General features: G+C 59.9%; 15 protein-coding genes and 1 riboswitch. Of the genes, 4 read left to right on the top strand and 11 right to left on the bottom strand.

Annotation, left to right across the window (positions count from 1 at the left end; genetic code table 11):
• Window positions 1-30: 30 nt before the first annotated feature.
• The 3 genes from zapE to IB245_RS24680 all read right to left on the bottom strand — a co-directional run bounded on the left by zapE (window position 31) and on the right by IB245_RS24680 (window position 3,225).
• A complete protein-coding gene (zapE, locus tag IB245_RS24690) occupies window positions 31-1,125 on the bottom strand; it encodes a cell division protein ZapE (RefSeq protein ID WP_008025947.1) in 1,095 nt (364 codons plus the stop codon).
• A gap of 90 nt (window positions 1,126-1,215) precedes the next feature.
• The gene (locus IB245_RS24685; RefSeq protein WP_192228962.1) at window positions 1,216-2,571 is read right to left on the bottom strand and encodes a tryptophan--tRNA ligase; all 1,356 of its coding nucleotides are present in this window, start codon (window positions 2,569-2,571) and stop codon (window positions 1,216-1,218) included.
• A 24-nt stretch (window positions 2,572-2,595) separates the two neighbouring features.
• Window positions 2,596-3,225, bottom strand: coding sequence for an alpha/beta hydrolase (locus IB245_RS24680; protein WP_192228996.1), 630 nt, complete (start codon window positions 3,223-3,225; stop codon window positions 2,596-2,598).
• A gap of 144 nt (window positions 3,226-3,369) precedes the next feature.
• On the opposite strand from IB245_RS24680, the gene IB245_RS24675 reads away from it, so the two are divergent.
• Window positions 3,370-3,804: a YhcB family protein gene (locus IB245_RS24675; RefSeq protein ID WP_008025941.1), complete on the top strand. Its 435-nt coding sequence runs from the start codon at window positions 3,370-3,372 to the stop codon at window positions 3,802-3,804.
• 257 nt (window positions 3,805-4,061) lie between these two features.
• On the opposite strand, the gene IB245_RS24670 is transcribed toward IB245_RS24675, so the two are convergent.
• The 7 genes from IB245_RS24670 to IB245_RS24640 all read right to left on the bottom strand — a co-directional run bounded on the left by IB245_RS24670 (window position 4,062) and on the right by IB245_RS24640 (window position 14,771).
• Entirely contained in the window at window positions 4,062-4,766 is a 705-nt protein-coding gene (locus tag IB245_RS24670) for an OmpA family protein (protein WP_008037276.1), read from the bottom strand.
• A 102-nt stretch (window positions 4,767-4,868) separates the two neighbouring features.
• Entirely contained in the window at window positions 4,869-5,510 is a 642-nt protein-coding gene (locus tag IB245_RS24665; protein WP_008025937.1) for an MBL fold metallo-hydrolase, read from the bottom strand.
• 87 nt (window positions 5,511-5,597) lie between these two features.
• A complete protein-coding gene (locus tag IB245_RS24660; protein WP_192228961.1) occupies window positions 5,598-8,336 on the bottom strand; it encodes a LuxR C-terminal-related transcriptional regulator in 2,739 nt (912 codons plus the stop codon).
• Between the two features lie 174 nt (window positions 8,337-8,510).
• A complete protein-coding gene (locus tag IB245_RS24655) occupies window positions 8,511-9,875 on the bottom strand; it encodes a DUF1329 domain-containing protein (protein WP_008037263.1) in 1,365 nt (454 codons plus the stop codon).
• Window positions 9,876-9,903: 28 nt separating this feature from the next.
• Entirely contained in the window at window positions 9,904-11,874 is a 1,971-nt protein-coding gene (locus tag IB245_RS24650; protein ID WP_008037261.1) for a DUF1302 domain-containing protein, read from the bottom strand.
• 337 nt (window positions 11,875-12,211) lie between these two features.
• Window positions 12,212-13,894, bottom strand: coding sequence for a fatty acid--CoA ligase (locus IB245_RS24645; RefSeq protein WP_008025929.1), 1,683 nt, complete (start codon window positions 13,892-13,894; stop codon window positions 12,212-12,214).
• Window positions 13,895-14,141: 247 nt separating this feature from the next.
• Complete coding sequence (locus tag IB245_RS24640; RefSeq protein WP_008025927.1) at window positions 14,142-14,771, bottom strand: LysE family translocator; 630 nt, start codon at window positions 14,769-14,771, stop codon at window positions 14,142-14,144.
• Between the two features lie 242 nt (window positions 14,772-15,013).
• On the opposite strand from IB245_RS24640, the gene IB245_RS24635 reads away from it, so the two are divergent.
• From IB245_RS24635 to IB245_RS24625, 3 genes are all read left to right on the top strand, one after another.
• The gene (locus IB245_RS24635) at window positions 15,014-15,979 is read left to right on the top strand and encodes a 2-hydroxyacid dehydrogenase (RefSeq protein ID WP_008025925.1); all 966 of its coding nucleotides are present in this window, start codon (window positions 15,014-15,016) and stop codon (window positions 15,977-15,979) included.
• A 33-nt stretch (window positions 15,980-16,012) separates the two neighbouring features.
• Window positions 16,013-17,011: a class I SAM-dependent methyltransferase gene (locus IB245_RS24630; RefSeq protein ID WP_008037258.1), complete on the top strand. Its 999-nt coding sequence runs from the start codon at window positions 16,013-16,015 to the stop codon at window positions 17,009-17,011.
• Window positions 17,012-17,051: 40 nt separating this feature from the next.
• Window positions 17,052-17,175, top strand: a riboswitch (yybP-ykoY riboswitch).
• 89 nt (window positions 17,176-17,264) lie between these two features.
• The gene (locus tag IB245_RS24625; RefSeq protein WP_192228960.1) at window positions 17,265-17,849 is read left to right on the top strand and encodes a TMEM165/GDT1 family protein; all 585 of its coding nucleotides are present in this window, start codon (window positions 17,265-17,267) and stop codon (window positions 17,847-17,849) included.
• 123 nt (window positions 17,850-17,972) lie between these two features.
• Here the strand turns inward: IB245_RS24625 and IB245_RS24620 are convergent, their stop codons facing one another.
• Window positions 17,973-18,791: a M48 family metallopeptidase gene (locus IB245_RS24620; RefSeq protein WP_192228959.1), complete on the bottom strand. Its 819-nt coding sequence runs from the start codon at window positions 18,789-18,791 to the stop codon at window positions 17,973-17,975.
• Between the last annotated feature and the right edge of the window lie 18 nt (window positions 18,792-18,809).

The raw sequence follows: 18,809 nt of genomic DNA, 5'->3' as shown, positions 1-18,809 counted from the left end.
TTGCAGGCCTTTTTCATTTTCCGAAATTTCCTACGGCTTGTGAGCCCGGGACAGGAATTCGTGGGATTGCATTTCCAGCAGACGGCTGAGGGTGCGCTGGAACTCGAAATTCAGGCGACCGCCGGTGTAGAGGTCTTTGAGCTCGACTTCGGCGGAAATGATCAGCTTCACGTTACGGTCGTAGAACTCGTCGACCATATTGATAAAGCGTCGGGCGATGTCGTCGGTGGTGACGCTCATCTGCTCGACACCGCTGAGCAGCACGGCGTGGAAGATCTTGCCCAGTTCGATGTAATCGTTCTGGCTGCGTGGGCCGTCGCAGAGTTCGCGGAAGTCAAACCAGGCCACGTCATCGCAGGTGCGCAAGGCACGGATTTCGCGGTTCTCGATGATCAGCACATCGTTTTCGATGGCCGCCGTGCATTCCGGCGTCAGCGCACGGAAGCTCTTGCGCAGGCTTTCGTGAGACGCTTCATCGAGCGGGAAGTGGAACAGCTCCGCTTGCTCGAGGTGACGCAGACGATAGTCGACGCCGCTGTCGACGTTGACGATCTCGGTGTTCTGCTTGATCAGCGCGATGGCCGGCAGGAAGCGCGCACGCTGCAAGCCGTCCTTGTACAAACCGTCCGGGACGATGTTCGAAGTGGCGACCAGGGTCACGCCGTTCTTGAACAGCTCTTCCATCAGCGTGCCGAGGATCATCGCGTCGGTGATGTCGGAAACGAAGAATTCATCGAAGCAGATTACTCGCGACTCGTCGGAGAAACGCTTGGCGATGATGGTCAGCGGGTTTTTCTCGCCGCCGAGGGTCTTCATCTCTTCGTGCACACGCTTCATGAAGCGGTGGAAGTGAGTCCGGGTCTTTTCCTTGAACGGCAGCGCTTCGAAGAAGGTGTCGACCAGGTAAGTCTTGCCGCGACCTACGCCGCCCCAGAAATACAGGCCCTTGACCGGCGCCTGTTCTTTCTTGCCAAACAGTTTGCCGAGCAGGCCCGGTTTGTTCTGCGAGGCCGCGACCAGATCGTCGTACAGGCGCTGCAAATGGCGCACGGCGGTTTCCTGCGCGGCGTCATGGAAGAATTCCGGGCGTTTCAGATCAGCTTGGTATCGTTCTAGGGGCGTCATAATTCGTTAGCAAGGCAACAAAAACGGGCCGTCACTGTAGCGATGGCCCGTGGGAATGGCAATCGGCCCTTGGTCGGACCGAGCCGTTGATTATTCCTGAACCGGCGTCAGCGCAATCCGCAGAGCGTCGATGGCAACGTCACGGGCAGCAGTGTCGGCGAACGCCGGGCTATCGGCCACGCACTCGCCTTCCAGCCAGACGCTGAAGCTCAGGTCTTCATTGCGCACGTCCAGAGGCTGGCCCGCTTGCAGTTGCTTGGTCACCTGGCCAGCGGTTTTACCGTCAGCAAAGTTGCGCGACAGCAGCAGTTGCTCGCCATCGGCCGCTAGCAGGCGGAAGCGGAAACTGCCGTCGTCTTCACGGAAGCTGACAAAACGCGCAGCTTTCGCGGCTTTCTTCTTGGTGGTCGCCGCGACTTGCGCCTGGGCCACGAAAGAACGCAAGCCGACCGCTTCGCGCAATTCGTTAAGGAAAGGCGTCGCTACGGCACGGGCCTTTTTCGCACCGATTTGCAGGATGTCTTCCAGATCAGCCGGGCGTTCGATCAGTTGGTGATAACGCTCGCGGGACTCGCCCAGTTCACTGTCGAGCAGCTGGAACAGACGATTCTTCGCCTCGCCCCAACCCAGGCCCTGCAACAATTCGCTGCGGAATTCGTCGGACTGTGCCGGAGTGGCAAAGGCCTGAAACAGCGTGAACAGGTGCGAATTGTCTGGATCTTTGGCTTCGCCCGGCGCACGGGAGTCAGTGACGATCCGCGAGATCGCGTCTTTCATCTCTTTAGCGCTGCTGAACAACGGAATGGTGTTGTCGTAGCTCTTCGACATCTTGCGACCGTCGAGACCGGGCAGCGTCGCGACGCTTTCTTCGATCAGCGCCTCGGGCATGGTGAAGAACTCTTTGCCCTGGCCAAACAGATGGTTGAAACGCTGACCGATGTCCCGGGCCATTTCCACGTGCTGGATCTGGTCACGACCGACCGGCACCTTGTGCGCGTTGAACATCAGGATGTCCGCGGCCATCAGCACCGGATAGCTGTACAGGCCCATGGTGATACCGGCATCCGGGTCTTCGCCGGTTTCGACGTTCTTGTCCACCGAAGCCTTGTAGGCGTGGGCGCGGTTGAGCAAGCCCTTGGCCGCAACGCAGGTCAACAGCCAGGTCAGCTCCGGGATTTCCGGGATGTCGGACTGGCGATAGAACGTCACGCGGTCCACATCCAGGCCACCGGCCAGCCAGGTCGCGGCGATTTCCAGACGCGAGCGCTGGATACGCAGCGGGTCATCGCATTTGATCAGGGCGTGGTAGTCGGCCAGGAAGTAGAACGAATCGGCATTGCTGTCGCGGCTGGCAAGGATCGCCGGGCGGATGGCGCCGGCGTAGTTGCCCAGGTGCGGCGTGCCGGTGGTGGTGATGCCGGTGAGGATACGGGTACGAGTCGTCATGGGTAATCGCTTGTCAGACTGCAATCAATTCGAAAGACGCGGCAGGATCAGATCCTTGAGATCGGTCAGCTTGCCATGAAAAAAGTGTCCGCATTCTGCCACTTTCAGCAGCTCATGGGGACGATCGAGTTTCTCGGACCAGTCGTAGACGGCTTGCGGGTCAATGACTTCATCGGTTTCCGGCTGGATCAGGGTCAGCGGGCAGTTCACCGGCAGCAGGTCGTAACCATTGAGCCGGGTGACAGCGGCGGCCACCATGAACAAATGCTTGAGCTGTTCGCCCTGCGTTTCCAGGCGTCCACCGAGACTTGCTGCAACAAAACCGCCGAAGGAGAAACCGAACAACGTCAGCGGCAAATCAGGATGTTTCGCCCGCAACCATGCGGCCGCTGCCTGGGCATCGTCGACTTCGCCGGTCCCCATGTCGTGCGTACCTTCGCTGGCACCGACGCCACGGTAGTTGAAACGCAAGGTAATCAAACCGGCATCGCGCGCGGTGCGCTGCAGGGTCGAGACCACTTTGTTGAGCATGGTGCCGCCCTGCACCGGGTTCGGGTGGCAGATCAGCGCGATGCCGCGCGGCTGCTCGATATCCAGGTAAAGTGCTTCCAATTGCCCGACCGGGCCGTCAATCACTACAGGGGTTTCGCGCATAAGCAAGGAAGGAACTCCGTGACCTCGAATCGGGTCGACTCGTCTAGCAAATTGTCTGTGCCGATGTATTGCGAGTGAATCGCGGTATACAGCGCAGGTTCGAGCCGTTAACGTAAAGCAAAGCCGTTTATAGAGGAAGGACTCGTGGAACACTCGCTCTTAGTTTGGTTGTTGCCGACTCTTGCCCTGGTTGTGGGTGTCGCCATTGGATTCCTGATCGCTCGCCTGGTGCCGAACGCCGCGCCGAGCAGCACCCAACGTCAGCTGGATGACATTCAGGAACGTTTTGACAGTTATCAGAACGAGGTGGTTACCCACTTCAACAGCACTGCAAACCTGGTCAAGAAACTGACTCAGAGCTATCAGGAAGTGCAGGATCACCTCGCCGAGGGTGCCAACCGCCTGGCCCTGGACGAGCAAACCCGCCAACGCCTGCTGGCTTCGCTGCACGCCGACGCGGCAGCGGCCCCACGGGAACGCCTGACGCCACCGCGCAATCAGGAGCCGCCTCGCGACTACGCCCCCAAAGCCCCGAACGCGCCGGGCATGCTTGATGAGCATTACGGCCTGAAGAAGTAATCAGGTTTCGCGCGATACACAAAGCCCTCGGACGAGTGATTGTCCGGGGGCTTTTTTGTTGCTGATCCAATAGCCCCTTCGCGGGCAAGCCCGCTCCCACAGGGATCGCGTACCTATCAAGCGACTCGGTCACTGTGGGAGCGGGCTTGCCCGCGAAGGGGCCAGAACTGGCGACACAAAAAAACCGCCCGATCTGTTTAGGATCGGGCGGTTTTTTTTACGCCTGGGGTTCAGTCAGGTGGGTAAAGGGGCTGCGTTTACTGCTGTGGATACTCTTGACCCGGAATCGCCTTGAGGTTGACCTCGACGCGACGGTTCTGTGCCCGGCCATTGACGTCGCCGTTGCTGGCAATCGGGTTATCCGGCCCGGCGCCACGTGCCGACAGATTGGCACCACTGACACCTTGGGACGTCAGGTAAGTCGCCACGCTCTGCGCACGACGCTGGGACAGGTCCATGTTGTGCTGACGGCTGCCAGTGCTGTCGGTGTAGCCAACGATTTCGATCTGGTTCTGGTTGAACTCTTTGAGCGAACCGGCCAGGTTGTTCAGTGGCTGATAGAAGCTGGATGCGATGTTCGCCGAATCGGTGGCGAACGTGATGTTGCCCGGCATGATCAGCTTGATCTGATCGCCCTGGCGCTGCACTTCAACACCGGTGTTGGCCATGCTGGCGCGCAGCTTTTTCTCTTGCTGGTCGGCGTAGTAACCGTAACCGGCAGCCGAAGCACCCACTACGGCGGCGCCGATCAGCGCACCCTTGCCACGGTTATCGTGGTTGATGGCGGCACCGGCCAACGCACCCGCCAGAGCGCCGAGGCCGCCGTACTTGGCGGTTTTGCTCATGCCCGTGGAACCACCGTCGGCCTGCCCCTGGCTGCTGTCATATGGGTTGGGCGAGGCGCAGCCTGACAGCAAGGCCACAGCCGTAGCGACAATAATCAAACGCTGCTTGGTGAACATGAAGAGCTCCTACTTTTTGCATTCTGGGATGCAACGGGTCTTAGGCATTGGTTCTTTGCGGGCGTTGGATCATTTCGGGCGCAGAAAATTCCGTCGATCCCCTTAAGCCCGCACAAAAGGGTTGTCGCGCATTTCATCACCCAGACGCGTATCCGGACCATGACCGGTCACCACCGTTGCGTCTTCATCAAGGGTGTACAGGCGCTGCTTGATCGAACGCACGATGGTCGCCTGATCGCCACCCCACAAGTCCGTGCGCCCTACCCCGCGACGAAACAACGTGTCACCGGCAATCAGCAGCTTAGCTTCTGAAAACCAAAAGCTCATGGAACCCGGCGTATGACCTGGCGTGTGCAACGCCACGCCGCAACCGCAGGCGAGTTCTTCATCGTCGGCCAACCAGCGATCCGGCGATGGAACCGGCGTGTAAGGCACACCGAACATCTGGCATTGCATCTCCAGATTGTCCCAGAGGAACTGATCCTCTTTGTGCAAGTGCAGGGTCGCGCCGGTTTTCTCCTTCAACTGACCGGAGGCCAGGAAGTGATCGAGGTGCGCATGGGTATGGATGATGCTGACAACCTTCAGACCCAGGGCATCGAGCCGGGCGAGGATCAATTCGTGATTGCCACCCGGATCGACCACGATGGCCTTCTTCGTCACCGGATCGCCGATGATCGTGCAGTTGCACTGCAACGGGCCTACGGGGAAGGTTTCGCGGATGAGGGTCGGTTGTTGGGACATCGGGGCATGCTCGATAAAAACGGGGACGAGGGATTTTCGCACACAATTGCGTCCAGCCATTGACCGCCTGTGTATCGTCACACTACGTCAGCCCAGCACTCCCAATGCCTTGGCCCTCGCCACCGCCTGCGTTCGCCGTTCAACCCCGAGCTTGCTGTTGATGTGGCTGGCGTGGGTTTTCACCGTGTGCAGGGAAATGAACAGCTGATCGCTGATTTCCTGGTTCGAGCAGCCTTGGGCAATGAGTTTCAGAACCGACAGTTCGCGGGAACTGAGTTGCTCGCAGGCTTGCGAGGGCTCTGGAGCAAGGCGTGCAGCGATAACGGGGAGTCGCTCCGACAGGCTCTGCGATACCGTCGCCTTCGTGCAGTTCTGCAGTTGCTCGCGAAGCCAGTCAGGGCATTTGTTCAACAAGCCATCAAAAGGCTGCAGCGCGCCGCCACTGGCCGCTTCAAGGGCCTGAGCGAAAGCCTGCCGGGCTTCAGGCTCGCGGTTGTGCGCAAGGAGCAGTTCGGTTTTTTGTGTCAGCGCCATCACACTGAGCAACTGCCGACCGGTTTGCTGACCATGCTCGAGTAACGCATTCAATCGCCCTTCGGCCAGCATCGGCTGCGCCTGAATGACCTCAAGCAAAGCCTGCTGCAACTCGATATGCAGTGGCAGTTGCGGATGGAATTCCGGCGGTGCCGCAGGCGTTTCGCCGTTGTAGGTCTGGCCCAGTCGTGCGAGCCAGGCTTCGGCCAGATCGGTGCGTCCCTGGGCCAGCCAGAGTTCGCATTTGACCAGGGTAATCATCGCCAGGTAGTAAATCGGCGGGACGTCCCAGATGTGCATCAGCCGTTCGGCTTCGGCGAGTTCGGCAAAGGCCTTGGCGAACTCGCCGCTGCTGCCTTCGAGCCGGGCGATCACGCAATGGCCGATCAAAACACTGATGTCGCGACAGGCGCGGGCCTCAGTCAAACCGGCCTGCAAACGCAGCCGCGCGGTCTGTGGTTGCAGGCGCAGGGCCAGCAGAAATCCTTCGTACAAGGTTAATCGAGCACGCACGGCATACAGCCGTTGCGGCGACAACCCTTGCAGGCGTTGCAGCCCCTGACGGACTTCATCCAACGAACGCAGGATTTCCCCTCGCGCCTGCAACACGCGCGCCCGGTCGTAATGGGCCAGCGCTTCGAACAACGGATTACCCACCCGTTGCGCCAGTTCAAGCGAATCGCGATTCAAGCCACGGGCACGCCACAAGTCGCCGTCGGCAATGGCCAGGTTGGAAAGGGTCGAGAGACACATCAGGCGCTGGCCGTAGCGTTTCGATGGCAGGCTTTCCAGCGCTTCGGTGCAATACAGCAGCGTCAATTCGCGGTTGCCGCGCCCGCGGGCAATGATCCCGCTCAAGGCCAGCCATTGCGCCAGCATGGATTTCTGCGCTGTGGCCGACGGCGCCGGCAGGAAGCGGCTCAGATGATTGGCCAACTCTTCGGCGGCGTCGAGCTGACAGGCCAGCCCCAAGGCCCAGCTGTAAAGCACGATCAACCGTGGCGTGCTGATCAGCAGGCTGTCGGGCAAGTCCATTTTCCAGCGCAGCAACATGCCGACATTCTGTTCCGCCAGCAATTGCTCTTCCGAAAGGTTCTGCACCAGGTTGGCCGCGACATCCAGATGCCCGGCGCGCAACGCCTGCTCCACCGCCTCATCGAGCAGGCCCTGGGCATTGAACCAGCGACACGCGCGCAGATGCAGGCTGGCCGCCGGCACCATCGCCTGTGAGGTTGGCCGGGTACGCAGCAGGTCGGAAAACAGATGGTGATAGCGGTACCAGTGGCCATGTTCGTCCAGCGGTACGAGGAACACTTGGTGCGCAAGCAGAAAACGCAGAATCTCGGCGCTGTCATGCGCTTCGCGAACGGCATCGCACAACTCGCTGCAAAAACGCTCTTGAGGGGCCGTGTCATAAAGGAACGACTGCACCTCGGGGGGCAGACAATCGATGACTTCTTCGAGCAGGTAATCGCGAATCAGCCCTTCCCCACCGTGCAGGGACTGGGGTAACGCACCGTCGGAACCCGCTTCGGAGGCCGCAAGCAACCAGAAACGCAAACCGGCAACCCAGCCTTCACTGCGCTGGATCAGGTTTTCCAGTGCTTCGCCACGCAACGAACTGCTGTGCCGATCGAGCAGGGTCAAGGCTTCGTCGTGGGTCAGGCGCAGATCCTGCTCATGCAACTCAAGCAATTGTCGCGACAACCGCAGCCGCGCCAGATGCCAGTCCGGACGTTGGCGACTGGTGACCATCACCAGCAAGCCGTCGGGAAGGTGATTGAGGAAAAACTGCAGGCAGCGATCGAGCACCGGCCCCTGGGCCAGATGATAGTCATCGAGGACCAGCAGCAATGGAGCTGTCGGCAACAGGTGCACGGCCAACTCATCGAGCAAGCCGTCCAGCCATTCTTCAAAAGCAAACGGCTGATGCCGCTGACGCATTTTCAGCAGCCCCAGAGACTGGCGGCCCAACTGCGGAAAAAAGTCCTGAAGACCTTCGAGCAATCGCTCCAGAAAACGACCTGGATCGTTGTCCCGCGGACTCAAGCCCAGCCAGAGACTTTGCCAATGCGCCGGCAGCCCCTGACAGAACTCCACAGCCAATGAGCTCTTGCCAAACCCCGCCGGCGCGCTGACCAGCAGCAGCCGGCCACCGAGACCGGCACTGAGGCGCTCGCATAAACGAGGCCGCAGCACATGGCCGTCGGGCAGCGGAGGCCGATAAAAACGCCCGTCCAATGTTGCGACGGTAACGCTTGCATGGCCCGGGAGTGGGGACAGATCAGTCATGGCCGGCTCTTGTTTGAAATGCTGTTGGCGGCGTTGCAGATGTCCGCAGACTAGCGGTAAACGAAGAGGTAATGAAGGTTATTGCTACAAATGGCTACAAAAAGTCTACGAACAAAAAAAAGCCCCGAACCAGTCGGGGCTTCTTTCGAGGATGCGGCCTCTGTTCAGTTCAGGTTAACGAACCCCGGTCTGACGCAATGCCGCCGGCGTGAAGTCGCTGGTGGTGGCAGTGAAACCGAAGTTGTATGCCGACTTCTCTTCGTTCTTCATGCCCAGTGCCAGGTAACGGCCGGACTGCAGGTCGTAGAGGGCTTCCAGGGTGTACCAAGGCACTTGAACGTTGTAGTAGTTCTGGGAGTGAGCTTCCGCCACACGCCAGAGCTGGTTACGACCGTCGTAGTGATCGATCACCGCTGCCTGCCAGGTGTCTTCATCGATGTAGAAGTCACGCTTGGCGTAGATGTGACGCTGACCTTCCTTCAGGGTTGCAACCACATGCCAGACCCGGCGCAGCTCATAACGAGCCAGGTCCTGGTTGATGTGACCGGCCTTGATGATGTCGGCGTACTTCAGCTTCGGATCGTCGAGCTTGTAGCTGTCGGAGGCGATGTACATCTCTTTCTTGCCTTCGAGCTTCCAGTCGTAACGATCCGGTGCACCGTTGTACATGTCCAGGTTGTCGGAGGTACGCAGGCCGTCCGCCGCGGTACCCGGCCCGTCATAAGACACTTGCGGAGCACGACGCACACGACGCTGACCGGCGTTGTAGACCCACGCCGAACGTGGTTCCGCCACCTGATCGAGGGTTTCGTGCACCAGCAGCACACCACCGGCCAGACGTGCAGGCGCGGTCACTTCCTGTTTGAAGTAGAACAGGATGTTGCCCGGGTTCGCCGGATCGTAATCCTTCATCTTGTCGCGGAATACGAACTGGTCCTGGAAGTACACCAAGCTGTATGAGCCGTTCGGCTGCGGGGTAGCCTGGGTCACCAGACGGGTCACGCTGCCACCGCGATAACGGGTGATGTGGTTCCAGATAACCTCAACGCCGCTCTTTGGAATCGGGAACGGTACGGCTGTCTCGAAGTTTTTCAGCCCGTTGCCGCCGGACACCAGCTCCGTGGCGGTGGCGTTTCTCTTGATGGCAGCGAACACGTCATCCGGCACGGTCGCGCCGCGATGGGACGGGTAAACCGGCATCTTGAAGGTTTCTGGGTAACGCTTGAACATCGCGTACTGGCCTGGAGCAAGCTTGTCCTTGTACTGATCGACGTTCTGCGCCGTGATGGTGAACAGCGGTTTTTCACTGGCGAACGGGTCGGACAGGAAACCTTTGGCATCGGCGGTGCCGGCGTTCTTCGCCATCGGCTTCCAGGCTGGAATCGAACCGTCAGCATTGCCCGCCATCTCGGCGCCCATTGGCGTCAGGCTCTTGCCCAGCTTGTCCGCTTCGGCCGCAGGGACCGCTGCCATCACACTGGTCGCCAGCAGCGTTAGCCCCAGAACTCCAGCGTTGAACAGACTCTTTGTTGTTTTCATAGGTGTGTTCGTCCTGAAAATGCAGTGCTTAGAAGTTCACGCCGAAGCTGAGCGCAACGAAGTCGCGGTCATCCACGGTGGTGTACTTGCCGTCAAAGAAGTTGGTGTAGGCCAGGGACGCGGTGTAGGTGTTCTGGTACTCGGCATCGAGACCCAGGCTGACCGCTTTGCGACCTTCCTCGAAGTTGCCGCCAGGGCCAGGCGAGTAACCGTCGACGTCATGGGACCAGGCGATGTTCGGCTTGAAGTTCACACCGGCGATCACGTCGTTGTATTCCCAGATCGCACGAGCGCGATAGCCCCAGGAGTCAGTCGTGGTGAAGCCATCGTTTTCGCAGTAGCGGTTGACGTTGTTTTGCGGACCGCCTGCCAGGGTCGAAGCGTTCAATGCCTGGCACTGACCGTTTGGCAATGGACCTGGGCCGTAGCTCGGGTCACGCCCGTAACGGGCTTTCGAAGTGCTTTCCAGGCCGCCGACGTGAGTCCAGCCAACCTCGCCCACCAACGTCAGTCGCTCGGCACCCATCACCTGATCGAAGAAGTGAGTGAAGGTTGTCTGCAGTTGAGACACTTCCTTGCGACGATAGCCATGCTGATCCGCACCAGGCTGCCCTTGCAGCACGGAAACGCTCGGGTTCAGTGGCGTCAGGCCGGAAAAGAGGATGTCGGTGGTGTTGAGCTGTACCGGTGCGTTCGGACGGTAGCTGAACTCACCACTCCAGGCGGTGCCGGTAGGCAACGTGGTGGAGAAGCTCAGGCCATAAAGCCGAATATCTTCCGGGTATTCGATGAAGTAGCTGGAGTTACCCGCCACCACCAATGGCAGGGTTTGCGCCGCCAGTCCGTTCGCGCCACCCACGATGCCAGCTGCGGTTCCCAGCGGAATGCCCGTGCCAACCAGTGCGCCAGTCAGAGCGCCACCCAGTGCCTGTGCGTTATAGGCGCTCGCCGGAGCCCCCTTGCCGCTGAAAATCGGCGCACGGCTGTGGTAGTTCATCATGTAGGCACCGAATTCGGTGTCCAGCGGCTCGAACATGTACTTGAAGGACACGCCGAACTGGCCACTGTCACGCGCATCGCGATCCGGACCGCGACGAACGATCGCGCCTTCGTCCGGGTTACCCCAGTTCACGCCCCTGGCAGCCAGCGTGTTGAGGACCGCGTTGCGCGAGGCGGCTGGCAAACGAGCGGCCGCCAACGAGTTGTTGAGCCCGTTACGGGTCCGCAGCACGGCCAGGTTGTTATCGCAGCCATCGGAAATCACGTCCGGTTGCGAGAAGAACGTACCGCAGTTGTCGGTAACGGTCTGGTCCCATTCCAGTTGATAGAACGCTTCCGTGGAAAGGTTCTCGGTCAGGCTCTGGGACACGTAAAACATGTTGACCGGGATCAGGCCTTCCTTGATCTCGGCACCTGGACGGCGGAACGCGGAAACGTCGATCGGGTTGATCGAGTTGATGCCGCCGCCGATGAACGTACTCTCGCCCCAGCTGACCACTTGTTTGCCCAGACGCACGGAACCCGGCTGATCGGCAACCGAGTAGTTGTGGTAGACGAAGGCGTCGAGAATTTGCCCGCCGGAGGACTTGGCGCCTTCCTTGCGGTTGTTGTCGCTGATGTCCTTGAACGGACGGTCTTCGTCTTTGAGTTCGAAGTCATACCAGTATTTGCCCCGGACGAAGATGCCGGTGTCGCCGTACTTCAATTCAAGGTCATGGATGCCTTTGAAGATCTTCGAGAAGGTTTCCCCGCTCTTGAAGTTCAAGTGGCCGTCATCGGAGGTCTGGGACAGGCCACGACCACCGTTGTTGACGCCGATGAGGTTCTTGTTGGCACTCTCGGTAGACCAACTGGCACCAATCGACAGGGATGAGTCGAATTGACCTTCGATTTCACCAACGTTGAAACTGACGCCGAATGCGGGCCCGGCGAGCGAAGAGGCAAGACTGACAGCCAGAGGCAGTTTTGCCCGGCGCCAGAACTGGTTTACTGATGTCATCGACGCTACTCCATGTGCATTATTGTTATGGCATTGAGTACTTTTAAAAACGCTGTGGTTGACCGGAAGCCAAGGCATTCCGAATTCACTCCAAAGTTGCATCGCCCCGTTTTGTGCGTGTGCCCCGTTCTTAAAAATCCTTGAGCGGACTATAGCCAGCAGGTAGTACTGCTTGATCCCTCTAAAGTGTGATTTGCAGCTGCCGGCCACTCTGGAACAGTCCTTTCGCCAAGCCGACACCTGTCGGCACGGGAATGATGGCTGAAAATTCTGATTTCACAAGCCAAGCGCTTGCTTGGTGGGGCTGGCGTGCCATTTCGGGCACGCCGGAAGACGCTTAAAGCGTCGAGAGGAAGGTGCTGTTGTTGGCTTGCCATTCAGTGATGTCGAGGCGAATTCGCTTCTTGTCGAGTTTGCCGACACTGGTCTTGGGAATTTCAGTAACAAGGGCGATCTGGCTCGGGATGGCCCACTTGCTCAGGTGCCCCAGTTCCACAAATGGCTTGAGGTGCTCCTTGAGTTCCCTGGCCCCAATTACATGGCCCTCGCGGATCACCAGCAAGGCAAACGGGCGTTCGCCCCACTGCGGATCGGCAATGCCCACCACTGCTACTTCGCGTACCGCTGCATGGCGACTGATCAGGTCTTCCAGGTCCAGGGAGGAAATCCATTCGCCGCCGGTCTTGATCACGTCCTTGATCCGGTCGCGAATGTCGATCACGCCCATGCTGTCCAGCGTCGCCACGTCCCCGGTGTGCAGCCAGCCACCGGCCCAGAGCTCCGCGCCCTTCTGCGGCTCATTGAAATAGCCTTCGGTGAGCCACGGCGCACGCAGCACCAGTTCACCCTGGGTCTCGCCATCGGCGGGCAGGAAGTTACCGTCGGTGTCGACAATGGCCGCTTCCACCAAAGGCCCCGGCACGCCGGCCTTGATCCGGTACGTGGTGCGTTCGTCTTCGGTGCCCGCCATCAGCTCATCGTTGAGGTGCGCACAGGAAACCAGCGGGCCGGTTTCCGACATGCCGTACGCAGCGGTCAGCTGAATGCCTTTGGCTTTGGCGGCTTCGTACAACGCACGATTCAATGCACTGCCGCCGATGACGATTTTCCAGCCGCCGAAGTCGGTGCCTTGCGCCGCCTTGGCGTTGAGAACCATCTGCAGGATGGTCGGTACGCAATGCGAGAAGGTGACCTTTTCCTTGCGCCACAGCTCCACCAGGTATTCGGGATCGTAGCGCCCCGGATAAACCTGCTTGAGCCCGAGCATGGTCGCCACATACGGCAAGCCCCAGGCGTGCACATGGAACATCGGGGTGATCGGCATGTACACGTCGTTGGTGCCCAACAGCCGCACGCTGTCGATGGCGCCCATGATGGTCGACACGCCCATGGTGTGCAGCACCAGCTGCCGATGGGTGAAGTACACGCCTTTGGGATTGCCGGTGGTGCCGGTGGTATAGAAGGTGGTCGCGACCGAATTTTCGTCGAAATCCTGGAAGTCGTACTGCGTGCTTGCGGCCGCCAGCAACTGCTCGTATTCACCGACGAGGTTCGGCAGGTCGGCGGTTTTTTCCGGCAAGTCGGTCAGCAGCAGGGTTTTCTCGACGGTGGTCAGGTGCCCGGCAATCGCGTTGTACAGCCCGACGAATTCGCTGTTGACCAGCACGAAGCGGTCCTCGGCATGATTCATGGTGTAGAGGATCTGTTCCGGCGACAGGCGCACGTTGATGGTGTGGATCACCGCGCCGATCATCGGAATGGCAAACATGCATTCCAGATAACGATGACTGTCCCAGTCCATCACCGCCACGGTATCGCCGGCCTTGACGCCAGCTGCCGTCAGCACATTGGCCAGGCGTGCGACCCGTTCGATCAGGGTCGGATAGCTGTAGCGCAATTGATCGCGGTAAATGATCTCGCGGGTTTTCTCATAGCGCGCGCCGGACATCAGCAGCCGTTTGATCAGCAGCGGATACTGGTAAGCGCCTTCGGCTGGGGGGATAACGCGAGTCTGCAACATAAGAATCCCTTTTCTGACTGCACGGTCGTGGCTGAAAGTAAGCACTCTAGTGCCCTTCCATGACAACCAAATCAGCCGAAGGAATGATTTGCAACATTCAGCAAATGCTAGCGTTGCGCCAGCATTTAACAGCTATCCAGACCTGTAGGAGCCGGCTTGCTGGCGATGGTCTTGCAGGCGCCGCATCCTTTCCAGAATAGATGCGTCATCGTTAAAGACCATCGCCAGCAAGCTGGCTCCTACAAGATCAATGCATCTCGGTAAACGCGAGTTTCACGCCGATGGCGATCAGCACGGCGCCCATGGTCCGGTCGAACCAGTGGCCCATGCGGGCGAAACCCGCGCGTACACGCTGCTGGCTGAACAGCATCGCCACCAGGCAGAACCAGAAAGCCGTCGCCGCCGCCAGGTAAACCCCGTAACCGGCCTGCACCGCCAATGGCGTATGCGGATTGATCACCACGGTGAACAACGACAGGAAGAACAGCGTGGCTTTCGGGTTCAGACCGTTGGTCACGAAACCCGAGGTGAAGGCGCCGCGAGCGGTGCGCTCACCCGCTTCCTTGTGCAGATCGTCAGTCACCGGCTTGGCCGGTTGCGCGCGCAGGGCCTTGAAACCGATGTACAGCAGATACGCGGCCGCCGCCCATTTCAAGGCGTTGAACAGCACGATCGACTGGGACACGATCAGGCCGATACCGAGCAGCGAATAGCCAACGTGCAGGAAAATCGCCGTACCGACACCCATCGCCGTCCAGGTGCCGGCGCGACGACCGTGGGTCACGCTCTCACGCACCACCACGGCGAAATCCGGGCCGGGGCTGGCGACGGCCAGCAGGTGAATCAGGGCAACGGTCAAGAACTCTGTCCAATACATGCGGGCTCCTCTGGGGGCTAAACGGTCGAATTATCACTTCCAGGCTGACATCGCCCCTGTGGGAGCGGGCTTGCTCGCGAAGGCGTTGTGTCAGACAACATCAATGTCGACTGACACAACGCCTTCGCGAGCAAGCCCGCTCCCACAAGGTTCGGCGTAGACCTGGCATTGCGTAACGATTTGTTTCATCTGGTAGGCTCGGCAGATTACGCCTTCAGTTCAATGCACAAAAGGTACAGTTGATGACGAACTCTCGCCGCGCCGTTTTCCTCGACCATCCCTCGCTGGACCTCGGCGATCTCGACCTCAGTCCATTGCGCGCCTGCTTCGATGATTTGCAACTGTTTGCGCAGACCACGCAGGATCAAGTGATCGAACGCCTCAAGGGCGCCACCGTCGCCATCAGCAACAAAATCCTGATCGACGCCGCCGCCATCGCCGCCAGCCCCGAGCTGAAGCTGATCCTGATCACCGCCACCGGCACCAATAACGTCGATCTCGCCGCCGCCCGCGCCCATGGCGTGACCGTCTGCAACTGCCAGGGTTACGGCACGCCATCGGTGGCGCAGCACACGATCATGCTGTTGCTGAACCTGGCGACGCGCCTCGCCGATTATCAGAAAGCCGTCGGTGAAGGTCGCTGGCAACAGGCGAAACAGTTCTGCCTGCTGGACTACCCGATCGTCGAACTGGAAGGCAAAACCCTCGGTTTGCTCGGTCATGGCGAACTGGGCGGCGCGGTCGCACGACTGGCCGAAGCCTTTGGCATGCGCGTGCTGCTCGGGCAGATTCCGGGGCGCCCCGCCCGACCGGACCGTTTGCCGCTGGATGAACTGCTGCCACAAATCGACGCGCTGACGTTGCACTGCCCGCTCAACGAACACACTCGCCACTTCATCGGTGCCCGCGAACTGGCCTCGATGAAACCCGGCGCTTTCGTGGTCAACACCGCCCGTGGCGGCCTGATTGATGAACAAGCGCTGGCCGACGCCTTGCGTAGCGGCCACCTCGGCGGTGCGGCCACCGACGTGTTGAGCGTCGAACCGCCGAGCGCCGGCAACCCGTTGCTCGCCGCCGACATTCCACGCCTGATCGTTACGCCGCACAACGCCTGGGGCAGTCGCGAGGCGCGGCAGCGGATCGTTGGCCAATTGACCGAAAACGCGCAGGGATACTTCAGCGGTAAGGCGCTGCGGGTCGTCAGTTGATAAACTGCGGCACTTTTTTTCAAGGAGCAGAGTATGGATCCGCGCAGTGAAGTACTGCTTCGTCAGGCCGAGTTATTCCAGGGTTCGGTGCTGCTGGCCGGCTTGCCCGCCGATGATTTGCTCGGGCGCCTGCCCGACGCCCATGGCTGGTGCTGGCATGCCGGCGATCAGGCCGCGCTGGATGCCCGCTTCACCGAGCGCAGCCATTTTGGCGTGACTGTGCCCGAGCGCGAATTCGACACCGCTGTGGTGTTTCTGCCCAAATCCAAGGACCTCACCGATTACATCCTCAACGCCCTCGCCTCTCGCCTGGCCGGACGCGAGTTGTACCTGGTGGGTGAAAAACGCAGCGGCATCGAAGGCGCGGCCAAACAACTGAACCCGTTTGGCAAACCGCGCAAGCTCGACAGTGCGCGTCATTGCCAGCTGTGGCTGGTCACCGTGGCCGATGCGCCGCAAGCCAAATCCCTGGAAAGCCTGGCCCAGACCTACGAGTTGCCGCTGGCCGAAGGGCCACTGAAAGTCATCAGCCTGCCGGGGGTTTTCAGCCACGGTCGACTGGATCGCGGCAGCGCGTTGTTGCTGGAGCACCTGGACAAATTGCCAAGCGGCCATTTGCTGGACTTCGGTTGCGGCGCCGGTGTTTTGGGCGCGGCGGTCAAGCGTCGTTATCCGCACAATCAGGTCACGCTGCTCGACGTGGATGCGTTTGCCGCCGCCAGCAGTCGCTTGACCCTGGCTGCCAATGGTCTGGAAGCGGACGTCATAACCGGTGACGGCATCGATGCCGCGCCGATGGGTTTGAGTGCAATTCTGAGCAACCCGCCGTTCCATGTCGGCGTGCACACCGATTACTTCGCCACCGAGAACTTGCTGCGAAAAGCCGCCAAACATCTGAAAAACGGTGGCGAACTGCGGCTAGTCGCGAACAGCTTCCTGAAGTACCAACCGCTGATCGAAGAGCACCTCGGCGTGTGTGCGATCAAGGCCGAAGGTCAGGGTTTCCGAATCTACCGGGCCAAACGCGGTTAGCAATTTGTACTTGCCCTATCGGATTTGCCTAGGCAGAATCCGCTCCGTCCTAGGGGAGTAGTCTCCCACGAGCGCCATGCTCGTCCGGCATACGTCAACATACTTGGTCCTCAGACCATGGCGTATGCGACCCAAGCGTCCGCATCAGACGGATCGCCAGGGTTTGACAAGACCTATGACACGAACACCTTACCCGGGGCGGGAAGGCTGTACGTGTCATAGCCGTGTCGACCCGCCCCTTAGGAAAACCCTGATGCTGGATTCACTTTTCGTTCCCACCGCAATCGTTGCCTTGGCCGAAATCGGCGACAAGACGCAACTGCTCGCGCTCATCCTTGCTGCCCGCTTTCGCAAACCGTGGCCAATCATCGCCGGCATCGTCGCCGCCACCCTGGCCAACCACGCGGCAGCCGGTGCGGTAGGTGCCTGGGTCGGCAGTTTCTTCTCGGATGCGGTGTTGCACTGGATCCTCGCCGCAAGCTTCGCTGCGACGGCATTGTGGACTTTGGTACCGGACAAGATGGATGACGATGAAGCCAGCACCGCCCGCAAATTCGGGCCGTTCCTGACGACATTGATCGCGTTCTTCCTCGCGGAAATCGGTGACAAGACCCAGATCGCGACCGTGATGCTGGCCGCGCAATACCCGGAACTGTGGCTGGTGATCATCGGCACCACCCTGGGCATGTTGATTGCCAACGTGCCGGTGGTTTTGGCGGGTAACTTTGCGGCGGACAAATTGCCATTGACCCTGATTCGTCGACTGGCGGCGTCGGCGTTCTTCGTCCTGGCGATTGTCGCGGTGTACAAGGCGATGCAGAGCAGCGGGTGGGTTTGACGTCGTAGGTCGTTAGACCGCGTTATCGTTCTTCGCGGGCGAGCCTCGCTCCTACAGGTCAGTAAAAATCCTGTAGGAGCGAGGCTCGCCCGCGAAGGCGTCAGCGGCATCAACGCATATCGATCAGGACTTCCGCGCGTTCTCGTACAACGGCATCACCTTCGGAATCGCCGCCTGCAACGAAGCAATCCGACTGGACGACGCAGGGTGAGTGCTCATGAACTCCGGTGGCGAACCTTCCGAGGCCTTGCTCATCTTGTTCCACAGAGTAATCGCGGCGTTCGGGTTGTAACCGGCGCGGGCCGCCAGTTCCAGGCCGATCAGGTCCGCTTCGTTTTCATTGGCGCGACTGTTGGGCAGCGTCATGCCGTAGTTGGCCACGGTGTCCGCCAGGGCCAGGCTGTCCTGGCCCAGACCGAGCAAGGCGCCCGCGCCCTGCTTGGCCATTTCGATACCGTACGCCTTGGACATCGCTTCACGACCGTGCTCACGCAGGGCGTGGGCGATTTCATGGCCCATGATCGCGGCGATTTCATCGTCGGTCAGTTGCAGGCTGTCGATCAGCCCGGTGTAGAAAATGATCTTGCCGCCAGGCCCGCAGTTGGCGTTGAGCTCGTCACTCTTGATCAGGTTGACTTCCCATTTCCACTGGGCCGAATCCGGACGGAAAATCGGTGCCTGGGCGATCAGCCGATCAGCGATCACCTGGATGCGCTTGGCATCGTTGCTGGTCTTGTCCAGCACACCTTTGTTGGTCGCCTCGCCAACGGTCTTTTGATAAGACTGGGCGTACATCTGGTTGACCTCGTCCGAGGACAACATGCTGAACATGTACTGCTTGCGCTCCACGCCCACGGCTCCGCCGCTGGTGGTGTTGACCGACTGACAACCCGCGAGCAGCAGACCCGCGCTCAGCGCACACAAAACCAATCGCTTGTTCATCACAAAACTCCCTCGAAA

Origin of the sequence: Pseudomonas sp. PDM02 (assembly GCF_014852285.1) — a bacterium.
GTDB classification, from domain to species: Bacteria; Pseudomonadota; Gammaproteobacteria; order Pseudomonadales; family Pseudomonadaceae; genus Aquipseudomonas; species Aquipseudomonas migulae.
The sequence above is the reverse complement of the archived record's forward strand: the minus strand, read 5'-3'. Positions and strand labels throughout refer to the sequence as shown.